The 17,338-nt window shown below is 61.8% G+C and carries 17 protein-coding genes and 1 pseudogene; 11 read left to right on the top strand and 7 right to left on the bottom strand.

Annotated features, from left to right (window positions below; translation table 11 throughout):
• Positions 1-295 precede the first annotated feature (295 nt).
• Both ACTHNE_RS19815 and ACTHNE_RS19810 read right to left on the bottom strand, forming a co-directional pair.
• The gene (locus ACTHNE_RS19815; protein WP_324943166.1) at positions 296-937 is read right to left on the bottom strand and encodes a DUF6348 family protein; all 642 of its coding nucleotides are present in this window, start codon (positions 935-937) and stop codon (positions 296-298) included.
• Between the two features lie 61 nt (positions 938-998).
• Complete coding sequence (locus ACTHNE_RS19810) at positions 999-1,952, bottom strand: alpha/beta hydrolase (RefSeq protein ID WP_440270112.1); 954 nt, start codon at positions 1,950-1,952, stop codon at positions 999-1,001.
• A gap of 121 nt (positions 1,953-2,073) precedes the next feature.
• Between ACTHNE_RS19810 and ACTHNE_RS19805 the strand changes: the two genes are divergently transcribed.
• The 6 genes and pseudogenes from ACTHNE_RS19805 to ACTHNE_RS19780 all read left to right on the top strand — a co-directional run bounded on the left by ACTHNE_RS19805 (position 2,074) and on the right by ACTHNE_RS19780 (position 7,914).
• Entirely contained in the window at positions 2,074-3,516 is a 1,443-nt protein-coding gene (locus ACTHNE_RS19805) for a serine hydrolase (protein WP_440270111.1), read from the top strand.
• Positions 3,517-3,982: 466 nt separating this feature from the next.
• Positions 3,983-4,489 (top strand): annotated as a pseudogene (locus ACTHNE_RS19800) (paraquat-inducible protein A); the annotation flags it as partial.
• Positions 4,410-5,189: a paraquat-inducible protein A gene (locus ACTHNE_RS19795; protein WP_440270113.1), complete on the top strand. Its 780-nt coding sequence runs from the start codon at positions 4,410-4,412 to the stop codon at positions 5,187-5,189. The pseudogene ACTHNE_RS19800 and the gene ACTHNE_RS19795, both read left to right, overlap by 80 nt.
• Positions 5,186-6,475, top strand: coding sequence for an MlaD family protein (locus ACTHNE_RS19790; RefSeq protein ID WP_440270110.1), 1,290 nt, complete (start codon positions 5,186-5,188; stop codon positions 6,473-6,475). The genes ACTHNE_RS19795 and ACTHNE_RS19790 overlap by 4 nt, the downstream gene beginning before the upstream one ends.
• Positions 6,472-7,056, top strand: coding sequence for a PqiC family protein (locus ACTHNE_RS19785; protein ID WP_440270109.1), 585 nt, complete (start codon positions 6,472-6,474; stop codon positions 7,054-7,056). Before ACTHNE_RS19790 ends, ACTHNE_RS19785 begins: the two co-directional genes overlap by 4 nt.
• Before the next feature lie 222 nt (positions 7,057-7,278).
• Positions 7,279-7,914 carry a glutathione S-transferase family protein gene (locus tag ACTHNE_RS19780; RefSeq protein WP_324942029.1) on the top strand — a complete coding sequence of 212 codons (636 nt, stop codon included), beginning with the start codon at positions 7,279-7,281 and terminating at the stop codon, positions 7,912-7,914.
• 72 nt (positions 7,915-7,986) lie between these two features.
• Here the strand turns inward: ACTHNE_RS19780 and ACTHNE_RS19775 are convergent, their stop codons facing one another.
• The 3 genes from ACTHNE_RS19775 to ACTHNE_RS19765 all read right to left on the bottom strand — a co-directional run bounded on the left by ACTHNE_RS19775 (position 7,987) and on the right by ACTHNE_RS19765 (position 9,346).
• The gene (locus ACTHNE_RS19775) at positions 7,987-8,640 is read right to left on the bottom strand and encodes a glutathione S-transferase family protein (RefSeq protein ID WP_324941968.1); all 654 of its coding nucleotides are present in this window, start codon (positions 8,638-8,640) and stop codon (positions 7,987-7,989) included.
• Positions 8,637-8,807: a hypothetical protein gene (locus ACTHNE_RS19770; RefSeq protein ID WP_324941971.1), complete on the bottom strand. Its 171-nt coding sequence runs from the start codon at positions 8,805-8,807 to the stop codon at positions 8,637-8,639. The genes ACTHNE_RS19775 and ACTHNE_RS19770 overlap by 4 nt, the downstream gene beginning before the upstream one ends.
• 140 nt (positions 8,808-8,947) lie before the next feature.
• Complete coding sequence (locus ACTHNE_RS19765; RefSeq protein ID WP_324941974.1) at positions 8,948-9,346, bottom strand: hypothetical protein; 399 nt, start codon at positions 9,344-9,346, stop codon at positions 8,948-8,950.
• Positions 9,347-10,063: 717 nt separating this feature from the next.
• Here ACTHNE_RS19765 and ACTHNE_RS19760 point away from each other — a divergent pair.
• The 5 genes from ACTHNE_RS19760 to ACTHNE_RS19740 all read left to right on the top strand — a co-directional run bounded on the left by ACTHNE_RS19760 (position 10,064) and on the right by ACTHNE_RS19740 (position 15,386).
• Positions 10,064-10,321, top strand: coding sequence for a hypothetical protein (locus tag ACTHNE_RS19760; protein WP_440270108.1), 258 nt, complete (start codon positions 10,064-10,066; stop codon positions 10,319-10,321).
• Positions 10,322-10,407: 86 nt separating this feature from the next.
• Positions 10,408-10,881 carry a MarR family winged helix-turn-helix transcriptional regulator gene (locus ACTHNE_RS19755; protein ID WP_324937077.1) on the top strand — a complete coding sequence of 158 codons (474 nt, stop codon included), beginning with the start codon at positions 10,408-10,410 and terminating at the stop codon, positions 10,879-10,881.
• Between the two features lie 128 nt (positions 10,882-11,009).
• Positions 11,010-12,467 carry an efflux transporter outer membrane subunit gene (locus tag ACTHNE_RS19750; RefSeq protein WP_414649684.1) on the top strand — a complete coding sequence of 486 codons (1,458 nt, stop codon included), beginning with the start codon at positions 11,010-11,012 and terminating at the stop codon, positions 12,465-12,467.
• Positions 12,468-12,493: 26 nt separating this feature from the next.
• Complete coding sequence (locus ACTHNE_RS19745) at positions 12,494-13,681, top strand: efflux RND transporter periplasmic adaptor subunit (RefSeq protein WP_324937082.1); 1,188 nt, start codon at positions 12,494-12,496, stop codon at positions 13,679-13,681.
• A 184-nt stretch (positions 13,682-13,865) separates the two neighbouring features.
• On the top strand, positions 13,866-15,386 hold the full coding sequence (locus ACTHNE_RS19740; protein WP_324937085.1) for a DHA2 family efflux MFS transporter permease subunit: 1,521 nt from the start codon (positions 13,866-13,868) through the stop codon (positions 15,384-15,386).
• A gap of 146 nt (positions 15,387-15,532) precedes the next feature.
• On the opposite strand, the gene ACTHNE_RS19735 is transcribed toward ACTHNE_RS19740, so the two are convergent.
• Both ACTHNE_RS19735 and ACTHNE_RS19730 read right to left on the bottom strand, forming a co-directional pair.
• Entirely contained in the window at positions 15,533-16,048 is a 516-nt protein-coding gene (locus tag ACTHNE_RS19735) for a lipid A 3-O-deacylase (protein WP_324937087.1), read from the bottom strand.
• Positions 16,049-16,260: 212 nt separating this feature from the next.
• Positions 16,261-17,187 (bottom strand): LysR substrate-binding domain-containing protein, encoded by a 927-nt coding sequence (locus ACTHNE_RS19730; protein WP_324937089.1) that lies wholly within the window; start codon positions 17,185-17,187, stop codon positions 16,261-16,263.
• Positions 17,188-17,338 lie beyond the last annotated feature (151 nt).

Genomic DNA, 17,338 nt, shown 5'->3' with positions numbered 1-17,338 from the left:
TATTCCACGTACCCGTCACTGCACGGTATGCGCGCCTCGCTGTGCTCCAGTGGCGAAGGCAGACTGGCGCATCGTCGAGACGCGGGGGGGCAGCGAGGCGCGCATACAGTGCGGCCCCAACATGTTGAATTTAAATGACGGGGTGACGTCCAGAAGGCCGCGGAGGCTGCGCCGCGCGGCGTGAACAGACGGCCAGTCTGCCCTGCGCCGCGCAACCCACCCTGCGGGCCGTCTGGACGTCATGCCGGGTGCGTGGAATAGATCAGAGCATCCTTAAGTTAATGCTCAAAGCAACTCAGTAATCCCGAATATCCAGCGCAATAAAACAGCGCGCGCTATAGCCTTGTTCGGTCGATGGCCACGGCAATTGACTCAACATGCGATCACCGCCCGGCCATGGCTGGTTATCCAGCAATGCTTCGGCCACCACCGAGCCGTCATCGGCGCGGCGGTGAAACAGACGCACCCAGTGCAATTCTCTGCTCAATGTTTCGTTGCCCAGCGCGTCGCGCAAGGCCGGCAACAATTCTTCGGGCGCAGCCACACCCTCGCGGCTGAACGCCAGCGGGCCGACGAACACGTCCCAGGTGCGCATGCCAAGTTCCCAGCTTTGCAGTTGAATGCGTCGATCATCGGTGACGTACCAGCATGCGGCCAGAAGCACGTAAAAGACATTGCGTTCGAACGTCTTGAGCGCGTCGCGCGCGCCGGCGTCACCGCGCCCGTTGCCGGCAAAGCTTTCCTCGATATGGCGCTCTTCGCTGATCACCACGTCGACGTCCAGGCGGCCCGGTGCACCTTCCGCGCCCTCGCTCCAAGTGGCGCGTATGGCGGGAAAATCGCCGTCGGTTACCAGCCATTCCTCATCCACTTCCAGCTCTACGTCGTGGCGTTCGAACAGGCGCATCAGGTCGGCTTGCAGGGCAGTGTCGTTCATCGGAAATACTCGTGGGCGATAAGCCGCGATAGCCTCTCATAAATACGGCTCCGGCGGGCTTTTATTTATCGCCATCGGAGGGAAGCATGCCGATCGTGCGCATCCATGTCTGGGCCAACGCAGGCCAGCGTGTGATCGGATTGGCCGTAGGTCGCAAACCGAACGCGTGTCCACCGTGCGCATACAGATGCATCTCCGTCGGCACCCCGGCTTTTTTCAGTGCGGTGTAATAAACCAGCGCCTGATCTACGCCGTCTACGTAGTCGTCTTCAGCCTGCAACACGAACGTGGGCGGCGTTTCATGGGATACCGGGACATTCGGGTTCAAGGTATCGCGATCGGTCGCCAGATGTCCCGGATAGATCGCAAGCGCAAAATCCGGACGGCTGCTTTGCTTGTCGGCGTCGTCAACCGGCGCATATATGCGGCGCTTGAAATTCGTGCTCACTTCCGCCACCAGATATCCGCCCGCTGAAAAACCGAGTACACCGATCCGGTGTGGATCGATATGCCACTCTGCGGTATGCGCACGCACCAGCCGTATTGCCCGCTGTGCATCCTGCAGCGACGGTATCGACAACGCGCGATTATGCGGACGGCAATCGCACTGCCATCGATAGGGTTCGCTCGGAACGCGGTATTTCAACAACACGCAAGTGACGCCCTTGGCCGTCAGCCAATCGCAGACGTCGGTGCCTTCCAGGTCGATCGCCAGGATCTGGAAACCACCGCCTGGAAACACCAGCACCGCCGCGCCCGTGTTTTGCCCCTTCGGCGCGTAGACCGTCATCGTGGGTTGCGACACATTGGTCACGCTGGTTACCGGTTTTCCGCCGATCAGCGCGTTCGGATCCGAATGGGTGGTCTCCGGCCCCGGCATGGGCGGCGCATCGGGCGGGACGCCGGGCCATAACGTTATCTGCGTATGCCCGGCAGCGGGTTGCCATGCCGCGGGCAACGCCGGAGCGCTTACGCATGCGAGCAGTAGATACAAAGCGATAACCCCTGGCTTCATGACACTACTCCCCTGGCCCATGGTGGCGATGTGATCTTCCTGATTCTGGACGTCGCCCGGGTTCTTTCGCAGCCAGTTCCGTGGAATTATGCGGGCAGTCTCGGCAATGAAGGTATTTCCTATGAAGATACTGAGGAAGCTGATAGGCGCCGTTTCCATGCTGTTGCTTGCCACAGCTTGCCAGGGGCAGTCGGATGATCAGCATATCGCCGCGATCGTGGCGAATCTTTCGCCGGCCATGGTCAAGGAGGGCGCGCCGATCCATGGAAAATCCTTGCGCGAGACGATGAACGAGGATCATGTCTCCGCCGTGAGCATTGCTTTCATACGGCACGGAAACATCGCCTGGGTTCGCAGCTTCGGCACGCTGGGCATCGGAGGCGATCCGGTTGCGCCCGACACGCTTTTCCAGGCCGGCTCCATCAGCAAGCCGGTTACCGCTACCGCCGTCATGCACCTTGTACAGCAGGGAAAACTCTCGCTCGATGAGAATGTGAATACGTCGCTGGTTCACTGGAGACTGCCGGCGTCGGACAAGGCGCAAGGTAAGCCGGTGACCTTGCGCGAACTGCTCAGCCATACGGCAGGCATCAATGTGCATGGGTTTCCGGGCTACGCCGCAGGCACTCCCGTTCCCACCACCTTGCAGGTACTGGATGGAACGCCGCCGGCGACGAATTCGCCGATACGCGTTGAACAGGTGCCCGGCAAGCAATGGAATTATTCAGGCGGTGGCTACGTGATCCTTCAGCAGATGATCACCGACGTAACCGGCCAGTCGTTTGCCGACGTGCTACGCGACATGGTGCTGAAACCGTACGGCATGACGCACAGTTCCTTCCAGCAGCCGCTTGCGCCTGGCAGCTTGAAACAGGTGGCGATGCCTTACGAAGCCAATGGCACGCCGATCGCGGGCGGCCCGCACGTTTATCCCGAGCTGGCGGCCGCGGGGCTTTGGACGACAGCGAGCGATCTGGCGCACTTTCTTCTCGCCACCCAGCAAGCCTTGATGCACGGGAACACCGTGTTGAACATGTCGACCGCGCAGCAGATGGTGACGCCGGGCCTGGGAGACTGGGGTTTGGGGCTGGAAATTGGCGGCAAGCCGGATCATCGCTACTTCTGGCACGGCGGCGGCAACGAAGGCTACCAATGCATCATGACCGCCTACGAGGGGGAAGGGGACGGCGCCGTGGTGATGACCAACAGCAATCAAGGTTATGCGTTGGCCAACGACGTCGTGCGCAGTATCGCTCGCGAGTACCAATGGCCGGACTGGGGGCCGCGCGTCGTGCATACGGTTTCCGTGGACGCGGCGACGCTCAAGCGGTATGTCGGTACTTATAAGATCAATCCATGGTTCTCGTTTGTGGTTACGTTCCAGAACGATAAATTGTTTATCCAGGGAACTGGCCAGCCCAACCTTGAACTGTGGCCGGAATCCCCTGCGCGGTTTACGTTTGTGGTGGATGTCGATGTGGCATTCGTACGTGATGCGCATGGAACGGTGACAGGGATGAATGTGCTGCAAGATGGGAAGACGACGTTTGCCAAGAAGCAGTAGGTTTTGATTTGCGTCGAACTACAGTTCGCCCGAATGCATTCCCTCCCTTACGTGCAGTAGGGCCTGCCCCGGACGTGATCTGGGGCGAGAGGCAGGGTGGAGTGAAGCAAATTCGCGATGAATGCGTGTTGTGCGGCAAGCTCGTGCAACCCCACCCCAACCCTCTCCTGCCGCAGGGGAGGGAGTCGCCCTGCACTTTTTCTCGACACCATGGCGTGACGTGAATGTCGATGCAAAATGCGCAGAACGTCATACCGCGTTTTGGCCGTAGCGTGATCGAAACGACATGATCACGAATTGACACCATTGCAACGCTGGCAGGTTTAATACGGCTGCCGGGGGCGGTTGTTCCCGATGCGTGCGCATGCATGACGGTGCAACCGCAAAACATCGAACCCCACGGTTGGGAAGCGATACGGACAGAGTGAAACGTGCGTGAGTATCAGATGGGCGAGGGCGACCTCACATGACGATCGGCTGCCCCGAATGCGGAGCGCTCGAGGACATTCCGCCGCTTGCCGCCAGCGCTCTTGCACGTTGCCGCATCTGCCATTATCCGCTGGAGCGCCGCAGCGGGCGCAGCATCAACGCGGCGCTGGCCTGCAGCCTGACGACGCTCGTGCTGCTTTTTCCGGCCAACCTGGCACCGCTGATGACGGTGCATATGCTCGGCGCCGAGCGTTCGTCCGTGCTTGCGTCGGGCATTGTGTCCATGTGGCACGGCGGCTGGGTGATTCTCGCACTGCTGCTGGGCACGTTCGGCATCGTCCTGCCGTTCGTGCGTTTCGGCGCGCTGGCGCTGGTGCTCTGCGCGGTCCGCTTCGGGTGGCGTTTGAAAAGTATCGGTGTGTTGTTTCGCTGGGCGCTTTGGCTGGATATCTGGGCCATGCCGGATGTGTATCTGGTCGGTTGCTTCGTGGGGTATTCGCGCGTTACGCAGAATCTCACCGGCGTCGTCGGTGCAGGTGGTTATTGCTTTATTGCCAGCGGCGCTGGCGTCGATGCTTACGCGTGCCGCACTGGATCGACGCACTGTCTGGCGCGCCATCGCTCCCGAGCACACCTTGCCGAAAGGCGAGCCGGTCATCTCCTGCACGGCATGCGATCTGGTCGAGCCGGCCTCGTGCGAAGGAAGCCCCTGTATGCGTTGCGGATGGAAGCTGCTGTCGCGCAAGCCGGACGCTATGGTACGGGCGGGCGCGCTGTCGCTTGCGGCGCTTGCGCTGACACTGCCGGCAAATCTCTTTCCGATGACCTTATCGATACAGTTTGGCCAGCAGGTGCCGCATCGAATAGTCGATGGCGTGTCGCAGTTGTTCCAGGCCGGGTTATGGCCGCTGGGCATTCTTATCTTTTGCACCAGCATCGTCATACCGGTGGCGAAAATCGGTGGCATGGCATGGTTCATCCTGTCCGTGCGGGGGCGATCGCGCAAACATTTGCGCGTGAAAACCTATTTGTTCCGCTGGATCGACGAGCTTGGGCGCTGGTCGAACGTCGACGTGTTTACGATCGCCGCGTTCGTACCGTTGATTCACTTCGATAGCCTGGCTTCGGCACGGCCCGCGACGGGCGCAACCGCGTTCGCATTGGTGGTGTTTTTCACCATGATGGCATCGCGTGCATTTGACCCGCGCATGATGTGGGACGCGCATGCCAGGAGGGCATCGTGAGCGGCACGCGCCAGCAACGTACGCAGGCCGAGGTGCGGCGCAGCGTGTGGCCAGGCTGGATCTGGTCGGTGCCCATCGCTGCCTTGGGCGTGGCGATATGGCTGGGCATTCGCGGGCTTACCCACGGCGGCGAGAGCGTTACCGTCACCTTCGACAACGCCTATGGTATGGATGCCAGTGACACCAAGGTGATGTTGCGCGGCGTAAAGGTGGGCGAGGTCTCGGATGTTTCGCTTACGGACGACGGCAAGCACGTCGAGGTGAAACTCAAGATAGACAGCGACGAGAAGAAATACCTGCGCAGTGGAACCAAGTTCTTCCTGCGCGGTGCACAGCCCGACTTCAGCGATCCGGCCTCGCTCAAGGCCTTGGTCGCCGGCCCGGAAATCGTGATGGAGCCTGGCCCCGGCACACCCACGGACCATTTCAATGGCGCCGACCGCAAGCCTGCGCTGCCGCCGGAGCATGGCCCCACGGTGACCTATCTGGTGCGTTTCGATGGCGCGGTTGGTGCGCTCAAGGATGGCGCGGCGGTGGAGCTGCGTGGTTTTCGCGTGGGTACGGTCACCAGCGTGCGCCTCAATTACGATGCGAAAACGGGCACGCTGAGTACGCCCGTGCAACTGGCACTTGATCCGCCTTCGCTCGGCATGGCGACATCGCCACCCAACGGCGATTGGCGACCAGCCGTCGACGACATGCTCAAGCGGCTTATCGCGCGCGGATTGCGTGCGCGTCTTGCACAAGACCCGCCGCTGGTGGGTCCGAGCAAGGTCAGCCTCGACTTCGTGACCGGTGCGCCGAACGCGGCGCTTACCGACGAAAACGGCGTACCGGTCATTCCCAGCACGGCGTCTTCGAACATCGATGCCATGACGGCGAAGGCGGATCAAGTCATCCAGAAAATCGATGATCTTCCGATCAAGGAGATCGGCGAACAGGTGCGCAGCATTGCGGCGCATATCAATGCGATCAGCTCGTCGCCGCAAATCAAGGACAGCCTCATGCATATCGATCGCTCGGTGGCGCAGATCGATCGCACGCTGCAGCAAGTGACGCCGCAGATCGCACCGCTGGTCGCGCAGTTGCGCCAGACAGCGAATTCCGCCGACCAGGCCGTCGCCGCTGCCAATCGCACGCTGGGTGGCGATGCGACCGGCCAGAACGATCTGCCTGCGGCCTTGCGCGAACTCACCGACACCGCGCGCTCGATTCGCGCACTGGCCGATTATCTGGATCGCCATCCGGAAGCGCTTATTCGCGGCAAGCAGGAGGAAAAGCCATGAGGTCCGCCGCAATCAAGACAGGCGCAGCGTTGATTGCCGTGCTGATGGTAACCGGATGCGGGCATAGTCCTCCCGTACGCTACGTTACGCTGAGCGCCGAGCCGGCCGCCGCGCCGCATGCGTCTACGCGTTTGCAACCAGTACAACTTACGGCCGTGCACATTCCCGCCGAATCGGATCGCCCCGAACTGGTGACGCAGACCTCGGCCAATCAACTGGCGATTCATGAAAACGACCGCTGGGGCGCGCCGCTCGGGCAGATGATGCGGCGCACGCTCGCGCAGGATCTGTTGACGCGCCTGCCCGCGGGCTGCTTCGTATTGCCGGACGCACCGGCGCCGCCCGATACGCGCAAGCTTGTCGTCACCGTGCTCGACGCCCAGGCCAGTGCAGGCGGGACCTTCGCATTGCAGGCGTCGTGGACGCTGCTGTCAGGGCCTTCTTCCCACACGGTGATGACGCAACAGGTGAGCCTGACGTCGGGCATGGCCAGTGGCGATGCGGCAGCGCAAGCGGCGGCGTTAAGCCACCTGCTAGGGCAGTTGGCCGATCGAATCAGCGCGTCGATCGTTGCGCGATAGACGCATCGAAGGCCGTCCGCGGCAGCTTGCCGTGTATGCGATCGCCCAAGGGGCGTAGGTCGTGCGTTCTTGCGATCGGGTTATCGCCACCACCCCGAAAGCTGCCATTCGGCCCCTGCAATCCGGCCGTCAGGATAGATATCTAAGGGATGTCGATTTCGGAAAATCCCGTTCGTCGTGTCAATGTCCGCAATCGATACTTTCGTCAGGAGGAGTCCGGCCATGAGCATCACCATTACTGCCTTTGAAAGGTCGCCTGATGGCGGCAAGGGGCTGGCGCGCGATACCCGCGTGCGCTGGGCGCTGGAAGAAGCGGGCCTGCCCTACGAGGTTCGCCTTGTCTCGCATCGGGCGATGAAAGAACCCGCACATCTGCGCCTTCAACCGTTCGGCCAGATCCCGACGTATGAGGAGGGCGACCTGGTGCTGTTCGAATCAGGCTCGATCGTTTTCCATATCGCCGAGCGCCACGGGCTGTTTCCGGCCGACGCCAACGCCAGGGCGCGCGCCATCACCTGGATGTTCGCTGCCATAAACACGGTGGAGCTGCCGATTCTCGAACTCGTGACCGCCAAGTTTATCGAGGGCGACAAGCCCTGGAGCGCGGAGCGCATGCCGCTGATCGCCGATCGTATCCGCGGCCGGCTGCGCCAACTGGCTGCATGCCTGGGCGATGCCGAATGGCTCGATGGTGCCTTCAGCGCAGGGGACCTGCTGATGGTGTCGGTGCTGCTCAGGCTGAGGCCGTCGGGGATACTGGATGAATTTCCCACCCTGGCTGCCTATGTCGCCCGCGGTGAAGCGCGTCCGGCGTACAAGCGGGCGTTTGCTGCTCAGTTGGCGGTAAATGCTGCGTAGTTTATAGATTCGGCTGGAAGGGACGAAGGCAATTGTGAGATCAACGGCCTCGCCTTCGTCCCGTTCTCGAACTCAGGCGGCGACTGGCGCGTTGCGCAGGTAACCCGCCTCCTGGTTGCGCAAAGCCGCCCGAAATGCCGGCCGCGCTTCGCAGCGCTTGAGATAGTTGTCGAGCGGCAGGAACTCCGCCACCAGATTCGTATGCCGCAAGAATCGCAGTACGGTCGCCATCAGGATATCGGCGGCCGTGAAGCGTCCAAGTAGGTAGTCACGGTCTTCAAGCCAGGCAGAAAGCGCAGCCAGCCGAGCTCTCACTTCGTCCACCGCACCGGGACGACGCAGCTCCGTCCAAGCCTGGTCGCTCTGCAATTGGTCCATCACGAAGAGATTCCACAGCGGCGGCTCGACGGTATTGAGCGCGGCAAACATCCACGCCAGTGTCTCGTTGCGCCGATCGGGCGGCATCAGCACTTCATGTTGCTCGGCGATGGCATGGATGATGGCGCCCGACTCGATCATGGTTTCGCCGTCACTCTCGATCACTGGTACCACGCCAAAAGGATGCTTGCTTCGATACGCTTCGGAGGTGCGCTCATCGGCGGCGATCCACTTGCTTTCATAGGGAAGCCCCGCCTCTTCGAGCGCCCAGCGCACACGCAGATCGCGCACCAGCCCTTGGGCAAAGGGCGGTACCCAGGCGAAGCCCCACACAGCGATATCTTTCATGCCATTTCTCCTCGTGTCGTGCCGTTGCCGGTTGTTTCCGGCGCTTGGCGATTGCGGAAGAGATTGCCGTCGGATACTCGAGAGGTGGGAGTAACAAAGGTGGCGGGTTGCAAGGTCGATGCAATTTCCCGGGGCATCAGCTGTCCGACGAGCGTGTTGCCAATCATGCGTATGACTGCGGCGTTCGACCGAATATCAGGATTGCCTCACCAGAGGTGATGACGGCGGCGAATGCGTCGTGCGGCAAGCTGGTGGCCTGACGCAGCCGGTGCAACTGGCTGCGTCAACGTGGCATACCCGCGGGTCTTCAGGCCTCAACAACCCACCACAAAATGCCGGCCTTTTTGTCCGATTCACTGTTGGTAGTCGAAACCACCGCTTCGTAATCTCTATTGCCACTACGGAATTTGACGCTATGAGCCCGTGCACTACAGGTGCCGGTGCCCGTACTCCATGGAGTTCCAAAGGAGTAGTCTAGATTGGCGATGTCACCCGTACTGTCCAGTTGTATGGATATCCGCCCTTGCGCGCTGCCGCTGGTACCGGAAGCGGAGTAAGCTCGGCCGGATGCGGTGGTGCCAGGTTCGATGAATTGGTCCTTGTGCAGGTCCTGCACGGTACCCGCGCCTGGAACAATGCCTCGAATGACAATGGGCAGCTTGGTTCCATTTTGGATATTGAGGCCTGACGCATCACAGGTACTCATCGATATTCTCCTGTTGGGAATCAATAAAAAGAAGCACAAGAAAACGCAGCACCGAGGGGCGCGGCAGCTATGTCCGATTCGATGCTTCCACCGTTCTCCATGGCAGAGGCGCTATTTTCCTTCGTGCGGATGAAGGCAAAAATCCCAACATTCGGGGGGTGTATGCCTCGGTTTTTTCATCGGCATTTCACGAAGAAAGTGATAGCGGCGCGCGTGGATGGATCGGCGCCAGCGAGGAACAGTGCCAGGTTGGCCTATCCAAAACCGAGAAGGTGAAAACTTGAGGCCGTTTTTGCGCCGCTTCGTCTAGGGATGCTCTGATCTATTCCACGCACCCGGCATGACGTCCAGAAGGCCCGCAGGGTGTGTTGCGCGGCGCTGGGCAGACTGGCCGTCTGTTCAAGCCGCGCGGCGCAGCCTGCGCGGCCTTCTGGACGTCACCCCGTCATTTAAATTCAACATGTTGGGGCCGCACTGTATGCGCGCCTCGCTGCACCCCAGCGTCTCGACGATGCGCCAGTCTGCCTTCGCCACTGGAGCACAGCGCGGCGCGCATACCGTGCGGTGACGGGTACGTGGAAGAGATCAGAGCATCCCTAGGGCTGCCGAAGACTTGCGCCGATGCGCAGGTTCCAGTGTCGGCCTTGCCGATGTCGGTCACGGCAGATCTCGTTCGTCCGTCTTATGAGCGATCCGCTACGAAGATAAGGAAACCCCATGTCCCTGCTTCAACTGGTTTCTGCAAAGCCCGATGTATCGAAGTCTCCGCTGGAGACCTTTGTCGCCTGCGCCCACCAGATGCTCGACCCGGCCACGCCCGAAGCGGTGCGGCGTGCGATGGAACCCCGCCTGCTGGCGCAACTGCCGGCGTTGCGGGCGCTGGGCGTGTTCGAACTGTTCGAACTGCGCGATCCCGCCCTCAAGGCCTGGATCGACGACGAGCTGGCTCAGCTGTTTGCCCCCGTCGAGGCGTAGTTCATTTCTGTCAATTTGCCGGGTCAAAAGGTGCGTAACATATATTTGCCTTGACAAATATATCGGGAGCCATAGAATGCGCTTCCATGAACCCCGGACCGCTCATTACCCCCACCAGCCAGGAGAGCCTTGGCGTGCTGATCGGCCTCGTCCGCACTGAGCTGGTGCGCGGTATCGAGGCCGAAATCGCTGCCAAGGGCCTGGGCCTGCGCTTCACCCAGTTCCTGATCCTCAAGCGCCTGGCCGATCTGGGCTCGATGACGGCCACGGAGCTGGCCCGTTCGGTGGAGCTCGACGGCGGAGCCATGACGCGTCAGCTCGACCAGCTGGAGGGCAAGGGCTATCTGCGCCGTTGCCCACACGAGCAGGACCGCCGCGCGCTGCGCATCGAACTGACCGAGGAAGGCGCCGCGCAGTACCGGCAACTGACCACCTGCAAGGAGCGCGTGCTGGAAGCGGCGCAGCGTTCGCTGAGCGAGGAAGAGCGACGTCGTCTGCACGACTACCTCAACCGCCTGCTGCGTGCGCTGCGCGACAACAACAAAGAAAACAAGAACTGATCTCAGGGAAGACCAGCCGCGGCGGGCATTGAAGCCCCGCGGCGCTGACGCCAGCCGGCACCCGTCGGTTTCGGCCAGCCGGCAACGCATCAGGAAGGCGTGCCGGTGCACTGCTTCATCCACTTCAAATGTCGAGATTGAAAGCCATGCGTCTGCAAACTCTTGCGGCTGCTGTCGGATTCACCTTCGCCCTGGCCGGCTGCGCGACCAGCGGCGGCCTGCATCCGAACGGCGCGCTCACCGATCCTTCGTCGCTGAAGGTCGAGCGCAGCCTGTCGAACGTGCAGGTATCCGATGCGGCCTGGCCGAAGGACGATTGGTGGACCGGCCTGGGCGATCCCCAGCTCAGCGCGCTGATCGCCGAAGCCCTGCACGACAACCCGAGCCTCGCCATCGCCGATGCGCGCGCGCGCCAGGCGCAGGCTGCGGCCGGCGCCGCCGATGCCGCGCGCGAACCCACCGTAGGCGTGGGCGGCAGCTTCGCCGAAGCGCGCATTCCCACTTCCATTCCCGCGCTCGGCACCGGCCACGTCGGCGCCGCCAAGTACGTGTACGGCAGCTTCAAGTGGGATCTCGATCTGTGGGGCGGCCAGCGTGCGGCGTGGGAAGCAGCGCTGGGCCAGCAACGCGCTGCGGAAGTCGATGCACAGGCCGCACGCATCGCCTTGTCGACCAACGTTGCGCGCGCTTACGTGCAACTGGGTTACGCGTACACGCAACAGGATGTCGCTGCTGCCGAACTGAAACGCGCCAACGATGCACGCACGCTCACGCGCCAGCGCGTCGCTGCGGGCATCGACAACCAGATGCAGCTCAAGCAAAGCGATTCGGAAGTCGCCAGCGCCGAAGGGCAGGCAGCGCAGGCGCAACGCGCGGTGGATGCGGCGCGCACCGCATTGTCGGTATTGCTGGGCAAAGGCCCGGATCGCGGCCTGGATATTGCCCGTCCGCAATTGCTGCCGCCGGCGGCGCTGAGCGTACCGGCGAACCTGCCGGTGGAACTGGTCGGCCATCGCGCCGATCTGGTGGCCGCGCGCTGGCACGTGGAAGCCGCGGGCAAGGACATTAAATCCGCCAAGACCGAATTCCTGCCGAACGTGAACATCGGCGCGATGGTGGGCTTGATCAATCTCGGCGGCGCCAACCTGTTCTCGCTGAAGAACCGTTTCTACGAAGCGGCGCCGGCGATCAGCCTGCCGATCTTCGACGGCGGCCGTCGCCGCGCGAACTTGAACAGCAAGGATGCGCAATACGACCTCGCCGTCGCGCAATACAACAAGACGCTGGTCGCCGCCGTCAACGAAGTGGCCGACGACTACGACGCCATCGCATCGATGCAGCAGCAGATCGGCGCGCAACAGCGCGCGCTGGATGCGGCCAACGATGCATGGCAGCTGGCCGAGCAGCGCTACAAGGCCGGCATCGGCAGTTACCTGGAAGCGCTCAGCGTGCGCCAGGAACTGCTCGGCGCCGAACAGCGCATGGCCGCGTTGCGTGCGCAGCAGTCCGATCTGAACGTGCAACTGATCCAGGCATTGGGCGGCGGTTTCCGTCCGCAGTCTGCCGCCGAACTCTCCTCCAAATAATTTTCTTGCGTATCTGAGGCACCCCCATGTCCAGTCCGAACCCCAACACCGCCGACACGCCGATCGTGCAGGCTCCGCCGGCCAACAACCGGCGCGGCATGCTGCTGCGCCTGCTGATGGCGGTGATCGTGCTCGCCGCCATTGCGTGGACGGCGTGGTATTTCCTCGAAGGCCGCTGGTATGAAAGTACCGACGATGCCTACATCAACGGCAACATCGTGCAGATCACGCCGCGCATCGCCGGCACCGTCACCAGCATCACGGCCGACGATGGCGACTTCGTCAAGCAAGGCCAGGTGCTGGTCACGCTCGACAAATCCGATGCCGACGTCGGCCTGCAGCGCGCCGCCGCCAATCTCGCCAATACCGTGCGCCGCGTGCGTGGCTTGTACAGCACGGTGTCGGGCGCGCAGGCACAGGTGGCGGTGGAGAAGGTGGCTTTGCAGAAGGCGCAGGCCGACTACAACCGCCGTCGTGACTTGGCCAAGAGCGGTGCGATTTCCGCCGAAGAGCTGTCGCATGCACGCGATGCGCTGACCGCGGCGCAGAGCGCATTGACCACCTCCGAGCAGCAGTTGCAGACCAACAAGGTGCTGGTCGACGACACCGCGGTCGCTTCGCATCCGGACGTGAAGGCCGCCTCTGCGCAATACCGCGCCGCGTATCTGGATGACGTGCGCACCGTGATGGTTGCGCCGGTCACCGGCTACGTCGCCAAGCGCACCGTGCAGGTGGGCCAGCGCGTGCAGCCGGGCGCTGCCTTGATGGCGGTGGTGCCGCTGCATGGCGTCTGGGCAGATGCCAACTTCAAGGAAACGCAGCTCACGCACATGCGCATCGGCCAACCGGTGGAAATCACTTCCGACGTGTACGGTAGCTCGGTGAAGTACAAGGGCAGGGTGGAGAGTCTCGGCGTAGGCACGGGCAGCGCGTTCTCGCTGCTGCCGGCGCAGAACGCCACCGGCAACTGGATCAAGATCGTACAGCGCATTCCGGTGCGCGTGGTGTTCACCGATCCGGCGCAGCTCGACCAGCATCCGCTGCGCATCGGCATGTCGCTGGCCACCGAAGTGGACCTGCACGACCAGAACGGCCCGACGCTGGCGCAGAGCGCGCGCAGCGAGCCGCGTTTCAGCACGGATGTTTACAAGAACCAGCTCGCCGACGCGAATGCGCAGATCGAGCGGATCATTCACGACAACATGGGTAAGTGAGCGATCTTACTTCGGTTCCCTCTTTTTTTGTGCGTTCTCGCATGGCCGTCATTCCCGCGAAGCGGGAATCCATTTGCTCTTGATGGACAAGCGAAGATGGATTCCCGCTTTCGCGGGAATGACGGCGCGAAGGAGCCGGGGAGAGAGAGGTTTGTTCCGCGCACCGCCCGTTAGGTGATATTCCATGAGCAGCCATTTCCGTCCACCCAACCTGGTCCTCGCGACGATCGGCCTGTCGCTGGCCACGTTCATGCAGGTGCTGGACACCACCATCGCCAACGTGTCGCTGCCGACCATCGCCGGCAACCTCGGCGTGAGTTCGGACCAGAGTACCTGGGTGATCACGTCCTTCGCAGTGAGCAACGCCATCGCGCTGCCGCTCACCGGCTTTCTCACCCGCCGCGTCGGCGAGGTGAAGCTGTTCGTGTGGGCGACGCTGGCGTTCTCGCTCGCGTCGTTCTTGTGTGGCATCGCGCAGAGCATGGGCATGCTGATCGTGTTCCGCACCATCCAGGGTGCGGTGGCCGGCCCGATGTATCCGGTGACGCAGGCCTTGCTGATCGGCATCTATCCACCCAACAAGCGGCCGATGGCACTGGCGTTATTGGCGATGGTGACGGTGGTGGCGCCGATCGCCGGCCCGATTCTTGGTGGCTGGATCACCGACAACTATTCCTGGCCGTGGATCTTCTTCATCAACGTGCCGATCGGTATCTTCGCCAGCTTCGTGGTGGCCAACCAGATGCGTCTGCGCGAAGTGGTAACGTCGCGGCCGAAAGTGGACTACGTGGGCCTGATCACGCTGGTGATTGGCGTAGGCGCGCTGCAAGTGGTGCTCGACAAGGGCAATGATGAAGACTGGTTCAATTCCAACTTCATCGTCATTACCTCGATCATCTCGGTGATCGCCATCGCCGTCTTCCTGATTTGGGAATTGACCGACAAGGAACCGATCGTCGATCTCAAACTGTTCCGCCATCGCAACTTCCGCATGGGCACGATCTCCCTGGTGCTGGCGTATGCAGCGTTCTTCGCCATCAACTTGCTGATCCCGCAGTGGCTGCAGATCAATCTGGGCTACACCGCCACCTGGGCCGGCTTCGCCGCGGCACCCTTGGGCATCCTGCCGGTGATCCTCACGCCCTTCGTAGGCCGCTACGCTTCGCGCTTTGATCTGCGCATGCTCACCGCGGCCTCCTTCGTCGTGATGGGGGTGACCTGTTTCATACGCTCGGGCTTTTACATCGGCGTGGATTTCTACCACGTCGCGTTGGTGCAATTGGTGCAAGGTTTGGGCATAGCGCTGTTCTTCATGCCGGTCACCACTATCCTGCTGTCGGACCTCAAGCCAAACGAACTGGCCTCAGGCGGTGGCGTAGCTACCTTCCTGCGCACGATGGGCGCCAGCTTTGCCGCTTCGCTCACCAGCTTCATGTGGCAACGTCGCGCCGTGTTGCATCACTCGCAGCTCGCCGAACAGATCACACCGTACAACCCGACCGCGCAGCAGGCGATCAGCCAGGGCGGCGATACACAGACAACGATCGGGATGTTGAACCAGACCATCACCGCGCAAGGCCTGCAGATTTCCTTCAACGAGATCTTCCACGTGCTGGGCTGGATCTTTCTGTCGCTGATCGTGGTGATCTGGATGGCCAAGCCGCCGTTTGGGGCGAAGGCTGGAGCAGGTGGCGGAGGGCATTAAGCCAACGGAGAATGCATTTAGTGCTCGTCATTCCGGCCTTCGCCGGAATGACGGTGAGGCAAGTTTGAGCGTTCACGCGAAGTCGAAAAACAACAACGGCCCCATTTGGGGGCCGTTGTTGTTATGCATCGAAGAAACGCATCAACTCAGAACGCGATACCCACGATGGCAAGCGTCTCGCCACGATTGGGCTCATGCATGCCCGCATTGGAAATATGGCGAACACCGACCATCCAGTGGTCGCCCTGATAACCCACCGTGGTCATGAATTCATAAGCGCTGCTCAACGCCAGCGTGCGGCCGGTATGCACCGTCGGTTGTTCGCTGACGAAAAGCCGGCGATACCACGCGTTGGCGGGACCGTAGTGGACGCGGATGCCGGCGCCGACCAGGCCGATATCGTCACGCGTGGTGTAGCGGCCGTTGTCGAAACGTTTGAGGTCGCGGCCGCCGATCCAGCCGGCGGTAATTTCCGGCGCCCAGCTGAAATTGCTGCTGCCGAACTGATGTTCGTCGAAGATCACCTGGCCGAACGCGGCGGGCGCGCTGTAGCTGTCCATGTAGCTGACGCCGCCTTGCAGTTCGAAGCGGGCCGCCATCGCGGGGAGGGCTGGTAAGGCAAACATCAGCACGGCAGTGAGGCCGCGTGTAAGGGGATGCATGCGCATTGCGTATACCTATGGGGGATAGGAATGTGGGTTTATGTACCCTCTAGTTTACAAATGAAAAAGTTCCCATGCCAGCAAATATCGTTGCATTTTCCGCAACTCACCGTTGCCTACAAGGATGTGCATGCAAACGACAGCGCCGCGTAAGCAACCCATAGCCCAAGGCAAACCTTGTTTTATCCCCTGTATGCGCGTGGTGACGGGTGCTATTTCCGTTCCGCTTTCAAGGCCTTGGAGACAAGGCATTGGGCGATATCGAGGAATGCATGCACCATCGGATCGTGCGCATCGTCGCGATAGATCGCCCACACCGCGGTGGCCGCTTCCATGTTCTTCACCGGCCGATATACCACGTTCTCCACCATCATCCGCTGCACCGAGCCGGGCAGCACGGCCACGCCGAAGCCGCCGGAAATCAGCCCGATGATGGTCGGTAGCTCGCGTACTTCATACAGGATGCGCGGGCTGAAGCCGGCGCGCGTGCACAGCGCGATCACCTCGTCGTACAGGCGTATCCCTAAGTGGCGCTGATAGAAAATGAAATCCTCGTTCGCCAGTTCAGCGATGTCGACCGGGCCTTCCTTCGCCGCCAGCGGATTGCTGGCGTGCATCACCACGGTGAGCGAATCCTTGAACAGCTCCATCGCCTTGATGCCATGCGGCAGCGCTTCGGGGCGGATTACGCCGACGTCGATCAAGCCCTGTTCCAGCGCCTCGATCTGCTGCACCGTGGCCATCTCGTGAATCAGCAGGCGCACGTCGGGCAGGCGTTCGCGAAACCTTGCGAGCACGCGCGGCACCACCACGGTGAAAGGACCGGACGACATCAGGCCCAGATGCAATTCGCCCAATTCTCCACGCTGCGAGCGCGCCACCGATTCGGCCGCGCGTTCGGTCTGGGTGAGGATGGCGCGTGCACGCGGCAGCAAGGCGCTGCCGGCGCCGCTCAATACGATGCCGCGGCCTTTGCGCTCGAATAGCTTGGCGCCCAGGCGCGTCTCCAGCGCATGAATCTGCTGGCTGAGCGGCGGCTGCGAAATGCCTAATCGTTCGGCCGCGCGCCCAAAATGCAGTTCGTCGGCCACGGTGACGAAGTACTTCAGATGGCGCAGCTCCAGATAATCATTCGTCATGCGTATCAAGCCATTCGCAATGCTGTATCGATCTTAGCAAGCTCTGCAACTAACGTTCACGCCGGCAGCCTTCTCCCCAAAGGCGTGCCGCACGCCCATCACGGCGTCGCCTCAGGTTCCTTGCCTTCGTGCCGGCGCAAGCCGAAGCGAA

Origin of the sequence: Dyella sp., assembly GCF_051954575.1 — a bacterium.
Lineage (GTDB): Bacteria > Pseudomonadota > Gammaproteobacteria > Xanthomonadales > Rhodanobacteraceae > Dyella_B.
Note: the sequence above shows the minus strand (reverse complement) of the source record. Positions and strands in the feature narration are given on the sequence as shown.